Annotated in this window: 14 protein-coding genes; all 14 read left to right on the forward strand. The window is 69.7% G+C overall.

What is annotated here, in order from left to right; translation table 11 throughout:
- Positions 1 to 3: 3 nt before the first annotated feature.
- On the forward strand, positions 4 to 1,986 hold the full coding sequence (locus ACIOHC_RS26320) for a penicillin-binding protein 2 (protein ID WP_351078116.1): 1,983 nt from the start codon (positions 4 to 6) through the stop codon (positions 1,984 to 1,986).
- 18 nt (positions 1,987 to 2,004) lie between these two features.
- Entirely contained in the window at positions 2,005 to 3,732 is a 1,728-nt protein-coding gene (locus ACIOHC_RS26325; RefSeq protein ID WP_389638302.1) for a UDP-N-acetylmuramoyl-L-alanyl-D-glutamate--2,6-diaminopimelate ligase, read from the forward strand.
- A 4-nt stretch (positions 3,733 to 3,736) separates the two neighbouring features.
- Entirely contained in the window at positions 3,737 to 5,143 is a 1,407-nt protein-coding gene (gene murF / locus ACIOHC_RS26330) for a UDP-N-acetylmuramoyl-tripeptide--D-alanyl-D-alanine ligase (protein ID WP_351078114.1), read from the forward strand.
- Entirely contained in the window at positions 5,140 to 6,210 is a 1,071-nt protein-coding gene (gene mraY / locus ACIOHC_RS26335) for a phospho-N-acetylmuramoyl-pentapeptide-transferase (RefSeq protein WP_351078111.1), read from the forward strand. The genes murF and mraY overlap by 4 nt, the downstream gene beginning before the upstream one ends.
- Positions 6,207 to 7,634 carry a UDP-N-acetylmuramoyl-L-alanine--D-glutamate ligase gene (gene murD / locus ACIOHC_RS26340; protein WP_351078291.1) on the forward strand — a complete coding sequence of 476 codons (1,428 nt, stop codon included), beginning with the start codon at positions 6,207 to 6,209 and terminating at the stop codon, positions 7,632 to 7,634. The genes mraY and murD overlap by 4 nt, the downstream gene beginning before the upstream one ends.
- A gap of 113 nt (positions 7,635 to 7,747) precedes the next feature.
- Positions 7,748 to 9,193: a putative lipid II flippase FtsW gene (gene ftsW, locus ACIOHC_RS26345; RefSeq protein ID WP_351078108.1), complete on the forward strand. Its 1,446-nt coding sequence runs from the start codon at positions 7,748 to 7,750 to the stop codon at positions 9,191 to 9,193.
- A 6-nt stretch (positions 9,194 to 9,199) separates the two neighbouring features.
- A complete protein-coding gene (murG, locus tag ACIOHC_RS26350; RefSeq protein ID WP_351078106.1) occupies positions 9,200 to 10,294 on the forward strand; it encodes an undecaprenyldiphospho-muramoylpentapeptide beta-N-acetylglucosaminyltransferase in 1,095 nt (364 codons plus the stop codon).
- 53 nt (positions 10,295 to 10,347) lie between these two features.
- Positions 10,348 to 11,142 (forward strand): cell division protein FtsQ/DivIB, encoded by a 795-nt coding sequence (locus tag ACIOHC_RS26355; RefSeq protein ID WP_401844218.1) that lies wholly within the window; start codon positions 10,348 to 10,350, stop codon positions 11,140 to 11,142.
- A 277-nt stretch (positions 11,143 to 11,419) separates the two neighbouring features.
- Positions 11,420 to 12,634, forward strand: coding sequence for a cell division protein FtsZ (gene ftsZ / locus ACIOHC_RS26360; protein ID WP_351078101.1), 1,215 nt, complete (start codon positions 11,420 to 11,422; stop codon positions 12,632 to 12,634).
- Positions 12,631 to 13,389, forward strand: a complete 759-nt coding sequence (gene pgeF, locus ACIOHC_RS26365) for a peptidoglycan editing factor PgeF (protein ID WP_401844219.1) — start codon at positions 12,631 to 12,633, stop codon at positions 13,387 to 13,389. The genes ftsZ and pgeF overlap by 4 nt, the downstream gene beginning before the upstream one ends.
- 6 nt (positions 13,390 to 13,395) lie before the next feature.
- Positions 13,396 to 14,106, forward strand: coding sequence for a YggS family pyridoxal phosphate-dependent enzyme (locus ACIOHC_RS26370; protein WP_401844221.1), 711 nt, complete (start codon positions 13,396 to 13,398; stop codon positions 14,104 to 14,106).
- Between the two features lie 126 nt (positions 14,107 to 14,232).
- Positions 14,233 to 14,850: a cell division protein SepF gene (locus ACIOHC_RS26375; RefSeq protein WP_018104459.1), complete on the forward strand. Its 618-nt coding sequence runs from the start codon at positions 14,233 to 14,235 to the stop codon at positions 14,848 to 14,850.
- Between the two features lie 70 nt (positions 14,851 to 14,920).
- Positions 14,921 to 15,205 carry a YggT family protein gene (locus ACIOHC_RS26380; protein ID WP_072483208.1) on the forward strand — a complete coding sequence of 95 codons (285 nt, stop codon included), beginning with the start codon at positions 14,921 to 14,923 and terminating at the stop codon, positions 15,203 to 15,205.
- A 49-nt stretch (positions 15,206 to 15,254) separates the two neighbouring features.
- The gene (locus tag ACIOHC_RS26385) at positions 15,255 to 16,397 is read left to right on the forward strand and encodes a DivIVA domain-containing protein (RefSeq protein ID WP_093894941.1); all 1,143 of its coding nucleotides are present in this window, start codon (positions 15,255 to 15,257) and stop codon (positions 16,395 to 16,397) included.
- The last annotated feature ends 283 nt before the right edge of the window (positions 16,398 to 16,680 follow it).

Raw genomic sequence — 16,680 nt, forward strand, 5'->3', positions numbered from 1 at the left:
GCAGTGCCTCCCAAGGAACCACCGCGCCGCCGGGTCCCCGGTCCCGCCCGTCCCCGCGGCGCCGCCGGCGGCCGGGGACGCCCCCGGCAGGCCGGCCGTCGCCCGTCGTCCCCGGCCCCCCGCGCCCGGACGTCCCGCAACCGCCCCGCGTCCCCGCTCCGTCTCGGCAGCCCGCGCCCCCGGCTCCGTCTGGTCAGCCTCGCCCTGACGCTCGTCATGCTGACGTTCGTCGTCCGGCTCCTCCAGGTCCAGGCCGTCGACGCCAACGCGTACGCGGCCAAGGCCAAGGTGAACCGCTACCTCAGCTACACGATCTCCGCCGAGCGCGGTCAGATCACCGACCGCAGCGGTATCGCACTGGCCACCAGCGTCGACGCGTACGACATCACCGCCGACCCGTCGATGTTCACGCCCGAGTCCAGCAAGGCCCCCGACGCACCCCAGCAGGCGGCGGCCCTCCTCGCCCCGATCCTCGGCGCCGATGCCGCCGAACTGACCGCGAAGCTGTCGAAGAAGGGCCGCTACACCGTGCTGGCCCGCCGCCGGACCCCGCAGGTCTGGAACCAGATCAAGGACCTCAAGTCCGTCTTCGCCGAGAAGGCCGCGAAGGACAAGGCGGCAGGCGGCCCCGGAGCCAATGTGCTGGCCGGGATCTTCCAGGAGTCGACCACCAAGCGGGTCTACCCCAACGGTGGGCTCGCCGCCGGGATACTGGGTTACGTCAACGCGGACGGCAAGGGTGCGGGCGGCCTCGAATCGCAGCTGGACAAGGAGCTCGCGGGCGAGGACGGCAAGATCAAGTACGCCCAGTCCGGGGGCCGGCGGGTGCCCACCGCGGGTACCCAGGAGGTTCCGGCCGTCGCCGGGTCCGACATCGAGCTGACCATCGACCGCGACATCCAGTGGGCCGCCCAGCAGGCCATCACCGACCAGGTGAAGAAGTCCAAGGCGGATCGCGGCTACGTGGTCGTGCAGAACACCAGGACCGGCGAGGTCCTCGCCATGGCCAACGCACCGGGCTTCGACCCCAACGACCTCTCGCAGGCCGACGCGGCCTCGCTGGGCAACGCGGCGCTCCAGGACGTGTACGAGCCCGGCTCCACCAGCAAGGTCATGTCCATGGCCGCCGTGCTGGAGGAGGGGGTCGCGACCCCCGGCACCCATGTCACCGTCCCCAACCGGCTGCACCGCGGCGACCGGCTCTTCAAGGACGACATCGACCACCCCGTCTGGTACCTGACGCTCAACGGCGTACTCGCCAAGTCCAGCAACATCGGCACCATCCTGGCCACCGGAGAACTCGGCAGGAGCCAGGCCGAGGCCAACAAGGTCCTCTACTCCTACCTGCGCAAATTCGGGATCGGCTCGCCGACCGGTCTCGACTACCCGGGCGAGACCCCCGGCATCCTCGCCAAGCCCGAGGACTGGTCGACCTCGCAGCAGTACACGATCCCGTTCGGCCAGGGGCTCTCCCTCAACGCCATGCAGGCCGCCTCCATCTATTCGACGATCGCCAACGGCGGGGTCCGTATCGCGCCCACGCTGGTACGCGGCACCAAGGGCCCCGACGGCCACTTCAAGGCCGCCCCGGCTCCCGAGAAGACCCGGGTGGTCAGCGAGAAGACCGCCAAGTCGCTCGCCGCCATGCTGGAATCGGTGGTCGGTGACGAGGAGGGCACCGGAACGAAGGCCAAGATCCCCGGCTACCGCGTGGCGGGCAAGACCGGTACGGCCAACCGCGTCGACCCGGTCCGCGGCGGCTACCACGGCTACACCGCGTCCTTCGCGGGCTTCGCACCCGCGGACAACCCCCAGATCACGGTCTACTGCGCGATCCAGAACCCGACCAAGGGAAGCTACTTCGGCGGTCAGATCTGTGGACCGATCTACAAACAGGTCATGGAGTTCGCTCTGAAGACCCTCCAGACCCCACCGTCCGGCAGCGAGCCAGCACGACTGCCGGTGTCCTTCAAGCCCGGCGAGTGAACACGGGGAAACCGACCAGTGACAACCATCACCCCAGATCCCGGGAACCGGAACGGGAACCACCAGAACCTCGGGCCCTCACTTCGCGAGAGGCCGGGTGCGCCCGGTACGCTCACCGCCGTGCCCCACGCTGATCAGTTCCAAACCACCCAGAAGGACGCCCCTGTGAACTACCCGGGAGCGCCCCGCCCGGATCGGCTCAGGCCGACACCCCTCGGCGAGCTGGCGGCCCGGCTGGGAGTCGAACCGCCGGGAACCGGCGAGGTCACCGGCATCACCCACGATTCGCGGGCGGTCCGCCCAGGTGATGTGTACGCGGCCCTGCCGGGCGCCCGGTTCCACGGCGCCGACTTCGCCGCCCAGGCGGCCGGCCTCGGAGCGGCGGCGGTCCTCACCGACCCGGCCGGCGCCGAGCGCGCCGCCGCCACCGGACTGCCGGTCCTGGTCACCGAGGACCCGCGCGGCCGGATGGGCGAACTCGCCGCCGAGATCTACGGACGACCCGGTGCCGACCTCCTCCAGATCGGCATCACCGGAACCTCCGGAAAGACCACCACCGCGTACCTCATCGAGGGCGGCTTCCGCGGTGCCGGGCGCGCCACGGGCCTGATCGGCACCGTGGAGACGCGGATCGGCGACGAGCGCATCAAGTCCGAGCGCACCACCCCCGAAGCCACCGATCTGCAGGCCCTGTTCGCCGTCATGCGCGAACGCGGCGTCGACTCGGTGACGATGGAGGTCTCCAGCCACGCCCTGGTGCTCGGCCGGGTCGACGGCTGCGTCTTCGACGTCGCGGTCTTCAACAACCTCAGCCCGGAGCACATGGAGTTCCACTCCGGGATGGAGGACTACTTCCAGGCCAAGGCGCAGCTCTTCACTCCACGGCGCAGCCGACAGGGCGTCGTCAACTTCGACGACGAGTACGGCCGCAGGCTGATCACCGAGGCGTCCGTCCCGGTCGTCACCTTCTCCGCCGAGGGCCACCCGGACGCCGACTGGCGCGCCGAGGACGTCGAAGTGGGGCCGCTGGGCTCCACCTTCACCGTCGTCGGCCCCGAGGGCGAACGGATCGCGGCCAGGGCGCCGCTGCCCGGCCCGTTCAACGTCGCCAACACCCTCGCCGCGATCGTCACGCTCGCCGTCGCGGGCCTGGACCCGCAGACCGCTGCCGACGGTGTCGCCGCCGTGCCGGGCGTCCCCGGCCGACTGGAACGCGTCGACGCCGGACAGCCGTACCTCGCGGTCGTCGACTACGCGCACAAGACCGACGCCGTCCAGTCCGTCCTGCGCTCCCTGCGCAAGGTCACCAAGGGGAGGCTGCACATCGTCCTCGGCTGCGGCGGCGACCGCGACGTCACCAAACGCGGCCCGATGGGCGCCGCCGCGGCCCGCCTCGCCGACACCGCCGTACTGACCTCCGACAACCCCCGTTCCGAGGATCCCCTCGGAATCCTCGCCGCAATGCTCGCGGGCGCCGCCGAGGTGCCCGTGCACGAGCGGGGCGACGTCCTGGTCGACGCCGACCGGGCCGCCGCCATCGCCGCCGTGGTCGCCCGCGCCGAGCCCGGTGACACGGTGCTGATCGCCGGCAAGGGCCACGAGCAGGGCCAGGACGTCCACGGCGTGGTCCGCCCCTTCGACGACCGCGTGGTCCTGCGCGCGGCCATCGAGCGTTCCCTGGGGCACGGCGGCGCCGACAGCGCCGCCCACCGCGCCCACACCCACGAGAACAACAGTCAGGGATGACCAAGTGATCGCCCTTTCCCTCGCCGAGATCGCCGAAATCGTCGGCGGGCAGTCGCACGACATACCCGATCCGGCAGCAACCGTCAGCGGGCCCGTCGTCATCGACTCCCGAGAGGTGAAGCAAGGCAGCCTGTTCGTCGCCTTCGTCGGCGAGCGGGTCGACGGCCACGACTACGCGCAGCGCGCCGTCGAGGCGGGCGCGGCAGCCGTGCTGGCCGCCCGCCCCGTCGGTGTTCCGGCGATCGTCGTCGACGACGTCGTGGCCGCACTCGGCGCGCTCGCCCGCGCCGTCGTGGGCCGCCTCGGTACCACCGTCGTCGCCCTCACCGGTTCCGCCGGCAAGACCTCCACCAAGGACCTCATCGCCCAACTCCTCGAACGCAAGGGGCCCACCGTCTACCCGGCGGGCAACCTCAACAACGAGATCGGCCTGCCGCTCACCGCGCTGCGTGCCACGGAGGACACCCGCCACCTCGTCCTCGAAATGGGCGCACGCTACATCGGCGACATCCGCTATCTCACCGGCCTCGTCCCGCCCCGTGTCGGCCTCGTCCTCAACGTCGGCACCGCCCACATCGGCGAGTTCGGCGGCCGGGAGCAGATCGCCCAGGCCAAGGGCGAGATGGTCGAGTCGCTGCCCGAGGACGGCCGCGCCGTGCTCAACGCCGACGATCCGCTCGTGCGTGCCATGTCCTCCCGTACGAAAGCCCCGGTGCTGTTCTTCGGTGAAGCCGCGGATGCGGACGTACGGGGCGAGAATGTCCGTCTCACCGACGACGGCCGCCCCACTTTCAAGCTCCACACACCCACCGGGTGCAGCGACGTGACCATGCGCCTGTACGGTGAGCACCACGTGTCGAACGCGCTCGCCGCGGCCGCCGTCGCCCATGAGCTGGGCCTGTCCGCAGACGAGATCGCCGAAGGGCTCTCCGAGGCGGGCACCCTCTCCCGCTGGCGCATGGAGGTCACCGAGCGTCCGGACGGCGTGACGTTCGTCAATGACGCCTACAACGCGAACCCCGAATCCATGAGAGCAGCGCTGCGCGCGCTGGTCGCCATGGGGAAGGGCCGGCGTACGTGGGCGGTGCTCGGCCCCATGGCCGAGCTCGGCGACGCCTCGCTCGCCGAGCACGACGCGGTCGGACGGCTCGCCGTCCGGCTCAACGTCAGCAAGCTCGTCGCGGTCGGGGGCAGAGAGGCCTCCTGGCTGCAACTGGGCGCATACAACGAGGGTTCGTGGGGTGAGGAGTCGGTGCACGTGTCCGACGCACAGGCTGCCGTCGACCTGCTGCGCAGTGAACTGCGCCCGGGAGACGTCGTGCTGGTGAAGGCGTCCCGGTCGGTCGGCCTGGAGCAGGTCGTCATGACGCTGCTGGAGAACACGTCCGAGGGCGAGGTCGCCGGCCGATGAGGCAGATCCTCTTCGCGGGGGCCATCGGGCTCTTCCTGACCCTGGTCGGAACTCCGCTGCTGATCAAGCTGTTGGCCCGCAAGGGATACGGACAGTTCATCCGGGACGACGGCCCGCGCACCCACGGGTCCAAGAAGGGCACGCCCACCATGGGTGGCATCGCCTTCATCCTGGCGACGCTCATCGCGTACCTCGCGGCGAAGCTGATCACCGGGGAGGAGATGCGCTTCTCCGGCGTGCTGGTGCTCTTCCTGATGACCGGCATGGGTCTCGTCGGCTTCCTCGACGACTACATCAAGATCGTCAAGCAGCGTTCGCTGGGTCTGCGGGCCAAGGCGAAGATGGCGGGCCAGCTGATCGTCGGTATCGCCTTCGCGGTGCTCTCGCTGCAGTTCGCCGACTCCCGCGGCAACACTCCGGCCTCCACCAAGCTGTCGTTCGTCGCGGACTTCGGCTGGTCGATCGGCCCCGTGCTGTTCGTCGTCTGGGCGCTGTTCATGATTCTCGCCATGTCCAACGGTGTGAACCTGACGGACGGTCTGGACGGCCTGGCCACCGGTGCGTCGGTGATGGTCTTCGGCGCGTACACCTTCATCGGGCTGTGGCAGTTCCAGGAGTCCTGCGCCAACGCGGACACCCTGACCAACCCCAACGCCTGTTTCCAGGTACGCGACCCACTCGATCTCGCGGTCGTCGCCTCGGCGCTGATGGGCGCCTGCTTCGGCTTCCTGTGGTGGAACACCTCACCCGCCAAGATCTTCATGGGTGACACCGGTTCGCTCGCCCTCGGCGGCGCCCTCGCCGGTCTGGCGATCTGCTCCCGTACCGAGTTCCTGATGGCCATCCTCGGCGGCCTCTTCGTGATGATCACCATGTCCGTGGTCATCCAGGTCGGTTCCTTCAAGATGACCGGTAAGCGGGTCTTCCGAATGGCGCCGCTCCAACACCACTTCGAACTCAAGGGGTGGTCCGAGGTCCTTGTAGTGGTCCGCTTCTGGATCATCCAGGGCATGTGCGTGATCGTCGGACTCGGTCTCTTCTACGCGGGATGGGCAGCCGAGAAGTGAGCAACCAGGACTGGCAGGGCAAGCACGTCACCGTCGCGGGACTCGGGGTGTCCGGAATCCCGGCGGCCAAGGTGCTGCACGGCCTCGGGGCCGTCGTCACGGTGGTCAACGACGGGGACGACGAACGGTCCCGTACGCAGGCCGCGGAGCTGGAGGCGCGGGGCATCACCGTGCGCCTCGGCGACGGAGCGACCCTGCCCGAGTCCACCGAGCTCATCGTCACCACCCCCGGCTGGAAGCCCGACAAGCCGCTCTTCGCAGCAGCCGCCGAGGCGGGCGTCCCGGTCTGGGGCGACGTCGAACTCGCCTGGCGGCTGCGCGGCCTGGACGGCAGGGAACCGGCACCCTGGCTCGCGGTCACCGGCACCAACGGCAAGACCACGACCGTACGGATGCTCGCCTCGATCCTGGAGGCGGCAGGGCTGCGCACCGCCGCCGTCGGCAACATCGGCGTCTCGCTCCTGGACGCCGTGCTCGGCGACGAGAAGTACGACGTACTCGCCGTCGAGCTGTCCAGCTTCCAGCTGCACTGGGCGCCCTCGCTGCGCGCCCACTCGGCGGCGGTCCTCAACCTGGCGCCCGACCACCTCGACTGGCACGGCTCCATGGAGGCGTACGTCGCGGACAAGGGCCGGATCTACGAGGGCAACCGCATCGCCTGCGTCTACAACGCGGCCGAGAAGGCGACCGAGGACCTGGTGCGCGAGGCCGATGTCGAGGAGGGTTGCCGCGCCATCGGTTTCACTCTGGCCGCACCCGGCCCGTCCCAACTGGGAGTCGTCGACGGCATCCTCGTCGACCGCGCCTTCGTGGCGAACCGACAGAAGCAGGCCCAGGAGCTCGCCGAGGTCTCCGACGTCCGCCCGCCGGCCCCGCACAACATCGCCAACGCCCTGGCGGCCGCGGCCCTGGCCCGCGCCTTCGGCGTCGAGCCCGCGGCCGTACGGGACGGACTGCGGGCCTTCCGCCCCGACCCGCACCGCATCGAGCACGTCGCGGATGTCGACGGGGTCGCGTACATCGACGACTCCAAGGCCACCAACACCCACGCCGCCGTGGCCTCCCTCGCCGCCTACGACCCGATCGTCTGGATCGCCGGCGGCCTCGCCAAGGGCGCCGCCTTCGACGAACTGGTGACGGGGGCGGCCGGGCGGCTGCGGGGCGTCGTACTGATCGGCCGCGACCGGGCGCTGATCCGCGAAGCCCTCGCGCGACACGCCCCCGAGGTCCCGGTGGTCGACCTCGACCGGACCGACACTGGGGCGATGTCCGAGGCGGTCCGCGAGGCGGCACGGCTCGCCCGGCCGGGGGACACCGTACTGATGGCTCCGGCCTGCGCCTCGATGGACATGTTCGTCAATTACAACAAGCGGGGCGAGGCGTTCGCGGACGCGGTCCGCGCACTCGCCGCCGAGAGCGCCTGACGGGCCCGGCCTCCGCGCCGTACCGACCCGGACGACCGGGCGCGGGCGGCCGCGCCAGGGGCCCCGGCCCTCGGCGGCGGCCCCGGGCACGAGCAGTGGAGGGGACAGCGACAATGCCGGCCGAAGAGAGCTCCGCCGCGCCCCGTAGGGCCTGCTCACGGGGCGTGGCGACCAGCCGGGCGCTCGTCCCGCCCCTCCTCGCGGGCGCGAGCCCCGGCGCACCGCTCGCTCACGCCCTGCGGGTCAGATCGGTCGCCGGCTCCCGGCGCCCCTCGGCGGCGCGTCCCAAGGGGCGCTCCACCGGCACCCCCCGTGCCCCGCGCGGCAGTGGGGTGCGGCGGATGTACGAGCAGGCACGCCGGGCCTGGGACCGCCCTCTGACCGCGTACTACCTGATCCTGGGTGCCGGCCTGCTGATCACCGTGCTCGGCCTGGTGATGGTCTACTCCGCCTCGATGATCAAGGCCCTGGAGCTGCACAAGCCCGGCACCTACTTCTTCCGCAAGCAGTTCCTCGCCGCCGTCATCGGGGCCGGACTGATGGCGCTCGCTGCCCGGATGCCCGCCAAACTGCACCGGGCCTTCGCGTATCCGCTGCTCATGGGATCCGTCTTCCTGATGGCACTGGTCCAGGTGCCAGGGATAGGGATGTCGATCAACGGCAACCGGAACTGGCTCTACCTGGGCGGGCCGTTCCAGCTCCAGCCCAGTGAGTTCGGCAAGCTCGCGCTGGTCCTGTGGGGCGCGGACCTGCTCGCCCGCAAACAGGACAAACGGCTGCTGACGCAGTGGAAGCACATGCTCGTTCCGCTCGTTCCCGTCGCCTTCATGCTCCTCGGACTGATCATGCTCGGCGGCGACATGGGCACTGCGATCATTCTCACTGCGATCCTGTTCGGGCTGCTCTGGCTGGCCGGGGCACCCACCAGGCTCTTCGCCGGAGTGCTCGCGTTCGCCGGAATGATCGCATTCGTGCTGATCAAGACCAGTCCGAACCGGATGTCCAGGCTCGCCTGCATCGGCGCCAGCGAACCCGGTCCGGGGGATTCCTGCTGGCAGGCCGTGCACGGGATCTATGCTCTGGCGTCCGGCGGACTGTTCGGTTCCGGGCTCGGTGCGAGTGTGGAAAAATGGGGTCAACTGCCTGAACCGCACACCGACTTCATCTTCGCCATCACCGGCGAGGAACTGGGGTTGGCGGGGACGCTGTCGGTGCTCGCACTCTTCGCGGCTCTAGGCTATGCGGGTATCCGCGTGGCCGGACGCACGGAGGACCCCTTCGTGAGGTACGCCGCGGGAGGTGTGACCACCTGGATCACGGCGCAGGCCGTGATCAACATCGGTGCGGTGCTCGGCCTGCTGCCGATCGCCGGTGTCCCGCTCCCGCTGTTCTCCTACGGAGGGTCGGCCCTGCTGCCGACCATGTTCGCTGTCGGGCTGCTGATCGCGTTCGCGCGAGAGGATCCCGCCGCGAAGGCGGCCCTGGCCATGCGGAGGCCCGGGGTGAGATGGAAGACGATGAGACGGCGCGTCAAGAAGCGTCCGTCCGGAGAGCGGTGAATTTCGGTGCATGTCGTACTCGCCGGTGGGGGGACCGCCGGCCACATCGAGCCCGCGCTTGCCCTCGCGGACGCCCTGCGCAGGCAGGACCCGACCGTGGGAATCACTGCCCTCGGCACGGAGCGCGGACTCGAGACCAGGCTCGTACCCGAGCGGGGGTACGAACTCGCCCTGATCCCGGCCGTACCGTTGCCGCGCAAGCCCACCCCGGAACTGATCACCGTCCCGGGACGGCTGCGCGGCACCATCAAGGCGGCCGAGCAGATCCTGGAACGCACCAAGGCGGACTGCGTCGTGGGCTTCGGCGGCTATGTCGCCCTGCCCGGCTACCTCGCCGCCAAGCGGGTCGGTGTGCCGATCGTCGTCCACGAGGCCAATGCCCGGCCGGGCCTGGCCAACAAGATCGGCTCCCGGTACGCCCACGGGGTCGCCGTTTCCACCCCCGACAGCAAGCTGCGTGGTGCCCGCTACATCGGCATCCCGCTGCGCCGGACCATCGCCACCCTGGACCGGGCCCGGGTCCGCCCCGAGGCGCGTGCCGCCTTCGGGCTCGACCCCAATCTGCCGACGCTGCTGGTCTCCGGCGGCTCGCAGGGCGCCCGCCATCTCAATGAGGTGGTCCAGCGGGTCGCCCCGCTGCTGCAGCGCTCCGGGATCCAGATCCTGCACGTGGTCGGTCCGAAGAACGAATTGCCGCGTGTCGACAACATGCCCGGGATGCCGCCCTACATCCCGGTACCGTACGTGGACCGGATGGATCTCGCGTACGCGGCGGCCGACATGATGCTCTGCCGTGCGGGCGCGATGACCGTCGCCGAACTCTCCGCCGTCGGGCTCCCCGCCGCCTACGTCCCGCTGCCCATCGGCAACGGTGAACAGCGGCTCAACGCCCAGCCGGTGGTCAACGCCGGCGGCGGTCTGCTGGTGGACGACGCGGCGCTCACCCCCGAGTGGGTGCAGGGGAACGTCCTTCCCGTGCTTGCGGATCCGCACCGGCTGTACGAGATGTCCCGAGCCGCCGCCGAGTTCGGCCGCCGGGACGCCGACGACCTGCTCGTCGGCATGGTGTACGAGGCGATTGCCGCACGCCGAGGCGCGTGAGGCGGCGGACGGGTCCGGGGGCGGTGCCCCCGGACCCGGCATAAGGAGCGAGCGTGGCCGGACCGACAACCGCCCAGCGCGGTGCAGCGCAGCAGGGGGACTCCCCGGCCCGCCCGTCGCGCCCGCGCCCGAAGGGGCGCAGAGGGCCCGGCCGCAGGCAGTTGATCGTGATCGGCGTGCTGGTGCTGCTGCTCGGTTCCGGCGCCGTCTGGGCGCTCTACGGCTCCTCCTGGCTCCGTGTCGAACAGGTCGGGATCAGCGGGGTCGACGTGCTGACGCCGGCCGAGGTGGAGGCCGTGGCGGCGGTGCCGATCGGTGCTCCGCTGATCTCCCTGGACACCGATGCCATCGCCGACCGGTTGCGCCAGAAGTTGCCTCGTATCGACTCGGTGGATGTCGCGCGGTCATGGCCGCACGGAATCCGGCTTAAGGTGACCGAACGGCAGCCGGTCCTTTTGATGAAAAAGGGCACAAAGTTCATTGAAGTGGATGCGAAAGGTGTTCGTTTCGCAACAGTGGACAAATCGCCCGGTCGTGTGCCGCTGCTGGAATTGACGCCCGATCGTTCCGCGAGCCTGCGTCGCTTCGGCAGTGCCCGGTTGGTGCGGGAGGCGGTCCGGGTCGCGGGCGGTCTTCCGGACGCTGTCGCCAGGGATACCGAGGTCGTACGGGTCACCTCGTACGATTCGATCTCCCTGGGGCTCACCCGGGGGCGGACGGTGCTCTGGGGCAACGGTGAGGACGGGGCGGTGAAGGCGAGAGTCCTCACCGCTCTGATGAAATCCGCCCCCAAAGCGGGACACTTCGATGTGAGTGCACCCACCGCCCCGGCATTGTCGGGTAGTTGACGCACATTTGGCCTGGCCAGCACCCTGGTTGGTCAGCGCTACGGGTGATCACATAGGGTGAAAAGAAAAACGGGAGGTTCGGCGTGTTCGTTGAACGCGCGCCACTTGTCGACTTAGTGTCCTGTTCGGAAGAGTCCATGAAGCAGACACACTGGTAACCCTAAACTTCAACGTTAGGGTTTGGGTCGGCGTTCCGGACCGCCCCAATCGGCATCCGTCGTCGCGGCGGGACTACCGCGAAGCGACGACACGTAACTCGAGGCGAGAGGCCTTCGACGTGGCAGCACCGCAGAACTACCTCGCAGTCATCAAGGTCATCGGTGTCGGCGGCGGTGGTGTCAATGCCATCAACCGAATGATCGAGGTCGGTCTCAAGGGCGTCGAGTTCATCGCGATCAACACTGATGCGCAAGCCCTGTTGATGAGCGACGCCGACGTCAAGCTCGACGTCGGCCGCGAACTCACCCGCGGCCTCGGCGCCGGGGCCAACCCGGCCGTCGGTCGCAAGGCGGCAGAGGACCACCGTGAGGAGATCGAGGAGGTCCTCAAGGGGGCCGACATGGTCTTCGTCACCGCCGGAGAGGGCGGCGGCACCGGCACCGGCGGCGCACCCGTCGTCGCCAACATCGCGCGCTCGCTCGGCGCCCTGACGATCGGCGTGGTCACCCGCCCGTTCACCTTCGAGGGCCGACGACGCGCGAACCAGGCGGAGGACGGCATCGCCGAGCTCCGCGAAGAGGTCGACACCCTCATTGTCATTCCCAACGACCGGCTGCTGTCCATCTCGGACCGCCAGGTCAGCGTGCTCGACGCGTTCAAGTCGGCCGACCAGGTGCTGCTCTCGGGTGTCCAGGGCATCACCGACCTGATCACGACGCCTGGCCTGATCAACCTCGACTTCGCCGACGTCAAGTCGGTCATGTCCGAGGCCGGTTCGGCACTCATGGGCATCGGCTCGGCCCGCGGCGACGACCGCGCGGTGGCCGCCGCGGAGATGGCGATCTCCTCGCCGCTCCTGGAGGCGTCCATCGATGGCGCCCGTGGTGTCCTGCTCTCCATCTCCGGCGGCAGCGATCTCGGTCTCTTCGAGATCAACGAGGCCGCCCAGCTGGTGAGCGAGGCGGCGCACCCCGAGGCGAACATCATCTTCGGTGCGGTCATCGACGACGCACTGGGCGACGAGGTCCGCGTCACCGTGATCGCGGCGGGCTTCGACGGCGGGCAGCCGCCGGCCCGGCGCGAGAACGTCCTGGGCGCGAACACCGCCAAGCGCGAAGAGCCGGCCGCGCCGGTCCGGACCGCCGAGCCCGTGCGCCAGACCGGCGGACTGGGTTCCGTGCCGCCGCGCGAAGAGCCTCCGGTCCAGGCCGAGCCCGTACCGGTGGTCAGCGAGAGTCACCTGCCGCCGGTCACTCCGCCGCACATCCCGCCGGCCCGTCCCTACCAGGACTCCCAGGCCGAAGAGCTGGATGTTCCGGACTTCTTGAAGTGATAGGTCCGCATCACGCAGGTCCCGCAGCACCTTCAGTGTCCTCAGCGGATCGCGCGCACTTCGCCTTCACCGACAGGTGGGGCGGGGTGAGCGCGGCTCCGTACGAGGAGCTCAACCTCGGCGGCGCGGTCGGAGACGACCCCGCCGCCGTTCTGGCCAATCGGGAACGCGCCGCGCGGGCCCTCGGCCTGGACCCGGCGCAGGTCGTCTGGATGAACCAGGTGCACGGTCGGGACGTCGCGGTGGTCGACGGCCCGTGGGGAGACGTCGCGGAGATCCCCGAGGTGGACGCGGTGGTGACCGCGCGGCGCGGGCTGCCGCTCGCCGTGCTCACCGCCGACTGCACCCCCGTACTGCTGGCCGACCCGGTCGCCGGGATCGCGGCGGCGGCGCACGCGGGCCGCCCCGGTCTGGTCGCGGGCGTGGTCCCCGCCGTGGTCGAGGCCATGGTCGGACTCGGTGCCGAGACCCACCGGATCATCGCCCGCACCGGACCGGCTGTCTGCGGGCGGTGCTACGAAGTCCCGTCGGGGATGCGTGCCGAGGTCGCCGAGAGCGTCCCGGCCGCCTGGTCCGAGACCAGTTGGGGCACCCCCGCCGTGGATGTCACCGCCGGGGTCCTGGCCCAGCTCGAAACCCTCGGGGTCGAGAACCGGCAGGCGTCGCCGGTCTGCACCCTCGAATCGGGCGATCACTTCTCGTACCGCCGCGACCGCACCACCGGGCGGCTCGCCGGATATGTTTGGTTGGACTGATAGGTCATGACGGACCGTAGGACTCAACTCGCCGAAAATCTGGCACGGGTGGAGGAACGCATTGCTTCCGCCTGTATCGCCGCGGGCCGCAAGCGGGAAGAAGTGACCCTCATCGTGGTCACCAAGACCTACCCCGCGAGCGATGTGCGGATTCTGCATGAACTCGGTGTGCGTCATGTCGCGGAGAATCGTGACCAGGACGCGGCGCCCAAGGCTGCCGAATGTGCGGATCTGTCGCTCATCTGGCACTTTGTTGGTCAATTGCAGACGAATAAGGTTCGTTCTGTGGCCAGTTATGCCGATGTCGTGCAGTCGGTGGATCGGGCCAAGTTGGTCACGGCGCTGTCCGCGGCGGCCGTGCGCGAGGAGCGCGAACTCGGCTGCCTCATCCAGGTCGCGCTCGACGCGGAGAGCGGTGAACGCGGCGGTGTCGCGCCGGACGGGATCGAGGAGTTGGCCGCTGCGGTCGACTCCGCCCCCGGGCTGCGGCTCGACGGTCTGATGACCGTCGCGCCGCTCGCCGGCCCGTACGCGGGACGGCAACGCGCCGCCTTCGACCGGCTGATGGAATTCTCATCCCGCCTGCGCGGGAACCATCCGGCTGCGAACATGGTCTCCGCGGGGATGAGTGCGGACCTCGAGGACGCGGTTGCGGCCGGAGCGACACATGTGCGCGTCGGTACGGCGGTGCTCGGAGTCCGACCGAGGCTCGGGTAACGTCGCCAAGCAGGTCGGACCACAGCAGAAAATATGGTCATTCCCGCCTATGGCGGGCAGGCCTCAGTGGATCGCGGGGCACTTGGTGACAGATGCCGATCCACCACAGAGCGGAGGACTCAGAGCATGGCCGGCGCGATGCGCAAGATGGCGGTCTACCTCGGCCTCGTGGAGGACGATGGGTACGACGGTCCGGGGTTCGACCCCGACGACGAATTCGAACCCGAGCCGGAGCCCGAGCGGGACCGGCGGCGGCACCAGCCCGCGCATCAGGTGGAGCGGGACCGGGAACGGGACGAACCGGTGCGAGCGGTGCAGCCTCCCGCGCAACGGGAGCCGGTTCAGATCCCGGCGGAAAGGGAGCGACCCGCCCGAATCGCACCCGTGGCATCCATCACACCTGAACGCCCGAACATGGAGAAGAACGCACCGGTGATCATGCCCAAGGTTGTGTCCGAGCGGGAGCCCTACCGCATCACCACGCTGCACCCCCGGACCTACAACGAGGCCCGTACCATCGGGGAACACTTCCGTGAGGGCACTCCGGTGATCATGAATCTCACGGAGATGGACGATACGGACGCGAAGCGACTTGTCGACTTTGCCGCAGGACTCGTCTTCGGTCTCCATGGCAGCATTGAGCGCGTGACGCAGAAGGTGTTCCTGCTGTCGCCTGCTAACGTCGATGTCACGGCGGAGGACAAGGCCCGCATTGCTGAGGGCGGATTCTTCAACCAGAGCTGAGAACACGACACCAGGAACGACCCGGCCGTAAGGCCGGAGCTACGAGAGCCAGGGGAGAGGGAAGCGCGAAATGGGCGTCGCACTGCAGGTTGTCTATATCGCGTTGATGTGTTTCCTCATCGTGCTGATCTTCCGGCTGGTCATGGACTACGTCTTCCAGTTCGCACGTTCATGGCAGCCCGGCAAGCCGATGGTGGTCATACTTGAGGCCACCTACACTGTCACGGATCCACCGCTCAAGCTTCTGCGGCGGTTCATCCCGCCGCTGCGTCTCGGGGGCGTGGCACTCGACCTGTCCTTCTTCGTTCTGATGATCATCGTCTACATCCTGATCAGCATCGTGATCAGGCTGTGAGCGATACGGTCTTGCCGACTGCCGACGACTACGTAGAGGTGAAGAAGAGATGCCGCTGACCCCCGAGGACGTGCGGAACAAGCAGTTCACGACCGTCCGCCTCCGAGAAGGCTATGACGAGGACGAGGTCGATGCCTTCCTCGACGAGGTCGAGTCCGAGCTGACGCGCCTGCTCCGTGAGAACGAGGACCTGCGCGCGAAGCTGGCCGCCGCCACGCGTGCCGCCGCGCAGAACCAGCAGCAGGGAATGCGCAAGCCGGAGCCGCAGGACCGGCCCGGGGCACCTGTGCCCGCCGCCATATCGGGTCCGCCGGTCCAGCAGCAGCCCCCGCAGATGGGTCCCCCCCAGCTGCCCGGTGGTGCTCCGCAGCTGCCCGCCGGTCCCAGTGGTCACGGTCCTGGTCCCCAGGGCCAGCACGGCCCCGGCCCGCAGGGCCCGCACGGCCCCGGTCCGATGCAGGGCGGTCCCATGGGTGGCCCGATGGGCGGTCCCATGGGCGGTCACGCCCCCCAGCAGCAGATGCAGCAGATGCAGCAGCCGCCGCAGATGCAGCAGCCCGGTCAGGGCCCCGGCGGCGACAGCGCCGCCCGTGTCCTGTCGCTCGCGCAGCAGACCGCCGACCAGGCGATCGCGGAGGCCCGTTCCGAGGCCAACAAGATCGTCGGCGAGGCGCGCAGCCGCGCCGAGGGACTGGAGCGGGACGCGCGTGCCAAGGCGGACGCGCTGGAGCGGGACGCGCAGGAGAAGCACCGCGTGGCGATGGGCTCTCTGGAGTCGGCCCGCGCGACGCTGGAGCGCAAGGTCGAGGACCTGCGCGGCTTCGAGCGCGAGTACCGGACCCGGCTGAAGTCCTACCTGGAGAGCCAGCTGCGTCAGCTGGAGACCCAGGCCGACGACTCGCTGGCTCCGCCGCGGACCCCGGCGACCGCTTCGCTGCCGCCGTCGCCCTCGCTGGCTCCGGCCGGTGCGGGGGCCATGGGTCACACCATGGGCGGCAACCACGGCGGTCACGGCAACCCGCCGATGGGCGGCAACCCGTCCATGGGTGGTGGACCCTCGTACGGCGGCCAGCAGCAGATGTCGCCGGCGATGACCCAGCCGATGGCTCCGGTGCGGCCGCAGGCGCCGCAGCCGATGCAGCAGGCCCCGTCGCCGATGCGTGGGTTCCTGATCGACGAGGACGACAACTGAGCCCGGTGCGCGCGATGAGCGCGTAGCCGTCGGCAGGCTGAGGGCCGGGCCCCGGGGTTTCCCCGGGGCCCGGCCCTTTTCCCGTGGACGGGGGCGTGGGCGGTGCGCGGATGGGCCCCGCTCCCTTGCTCCCTCTCGGCAGCCCGGGGCCGGGCTGCGTCGGGAACACGCGGAAGGGCCCGCCAGGACTTGGGTTCTAGGGGTCTTCGCAACACCGCCTGGTTTTAGGTGGTGAGTAGATCACGTAGACGCTCGGCTGGGGTATCCCAGTCGAGCGTCTTGC

It is taken from the genome of Streptomyces sp. NPDC088252, assembly GCF_044740965.1.
GTDB lineage: Bacteria > Actinomycetota > Actinomycetes > Streptomycetales > Streptomycetaceae > Streptomyces.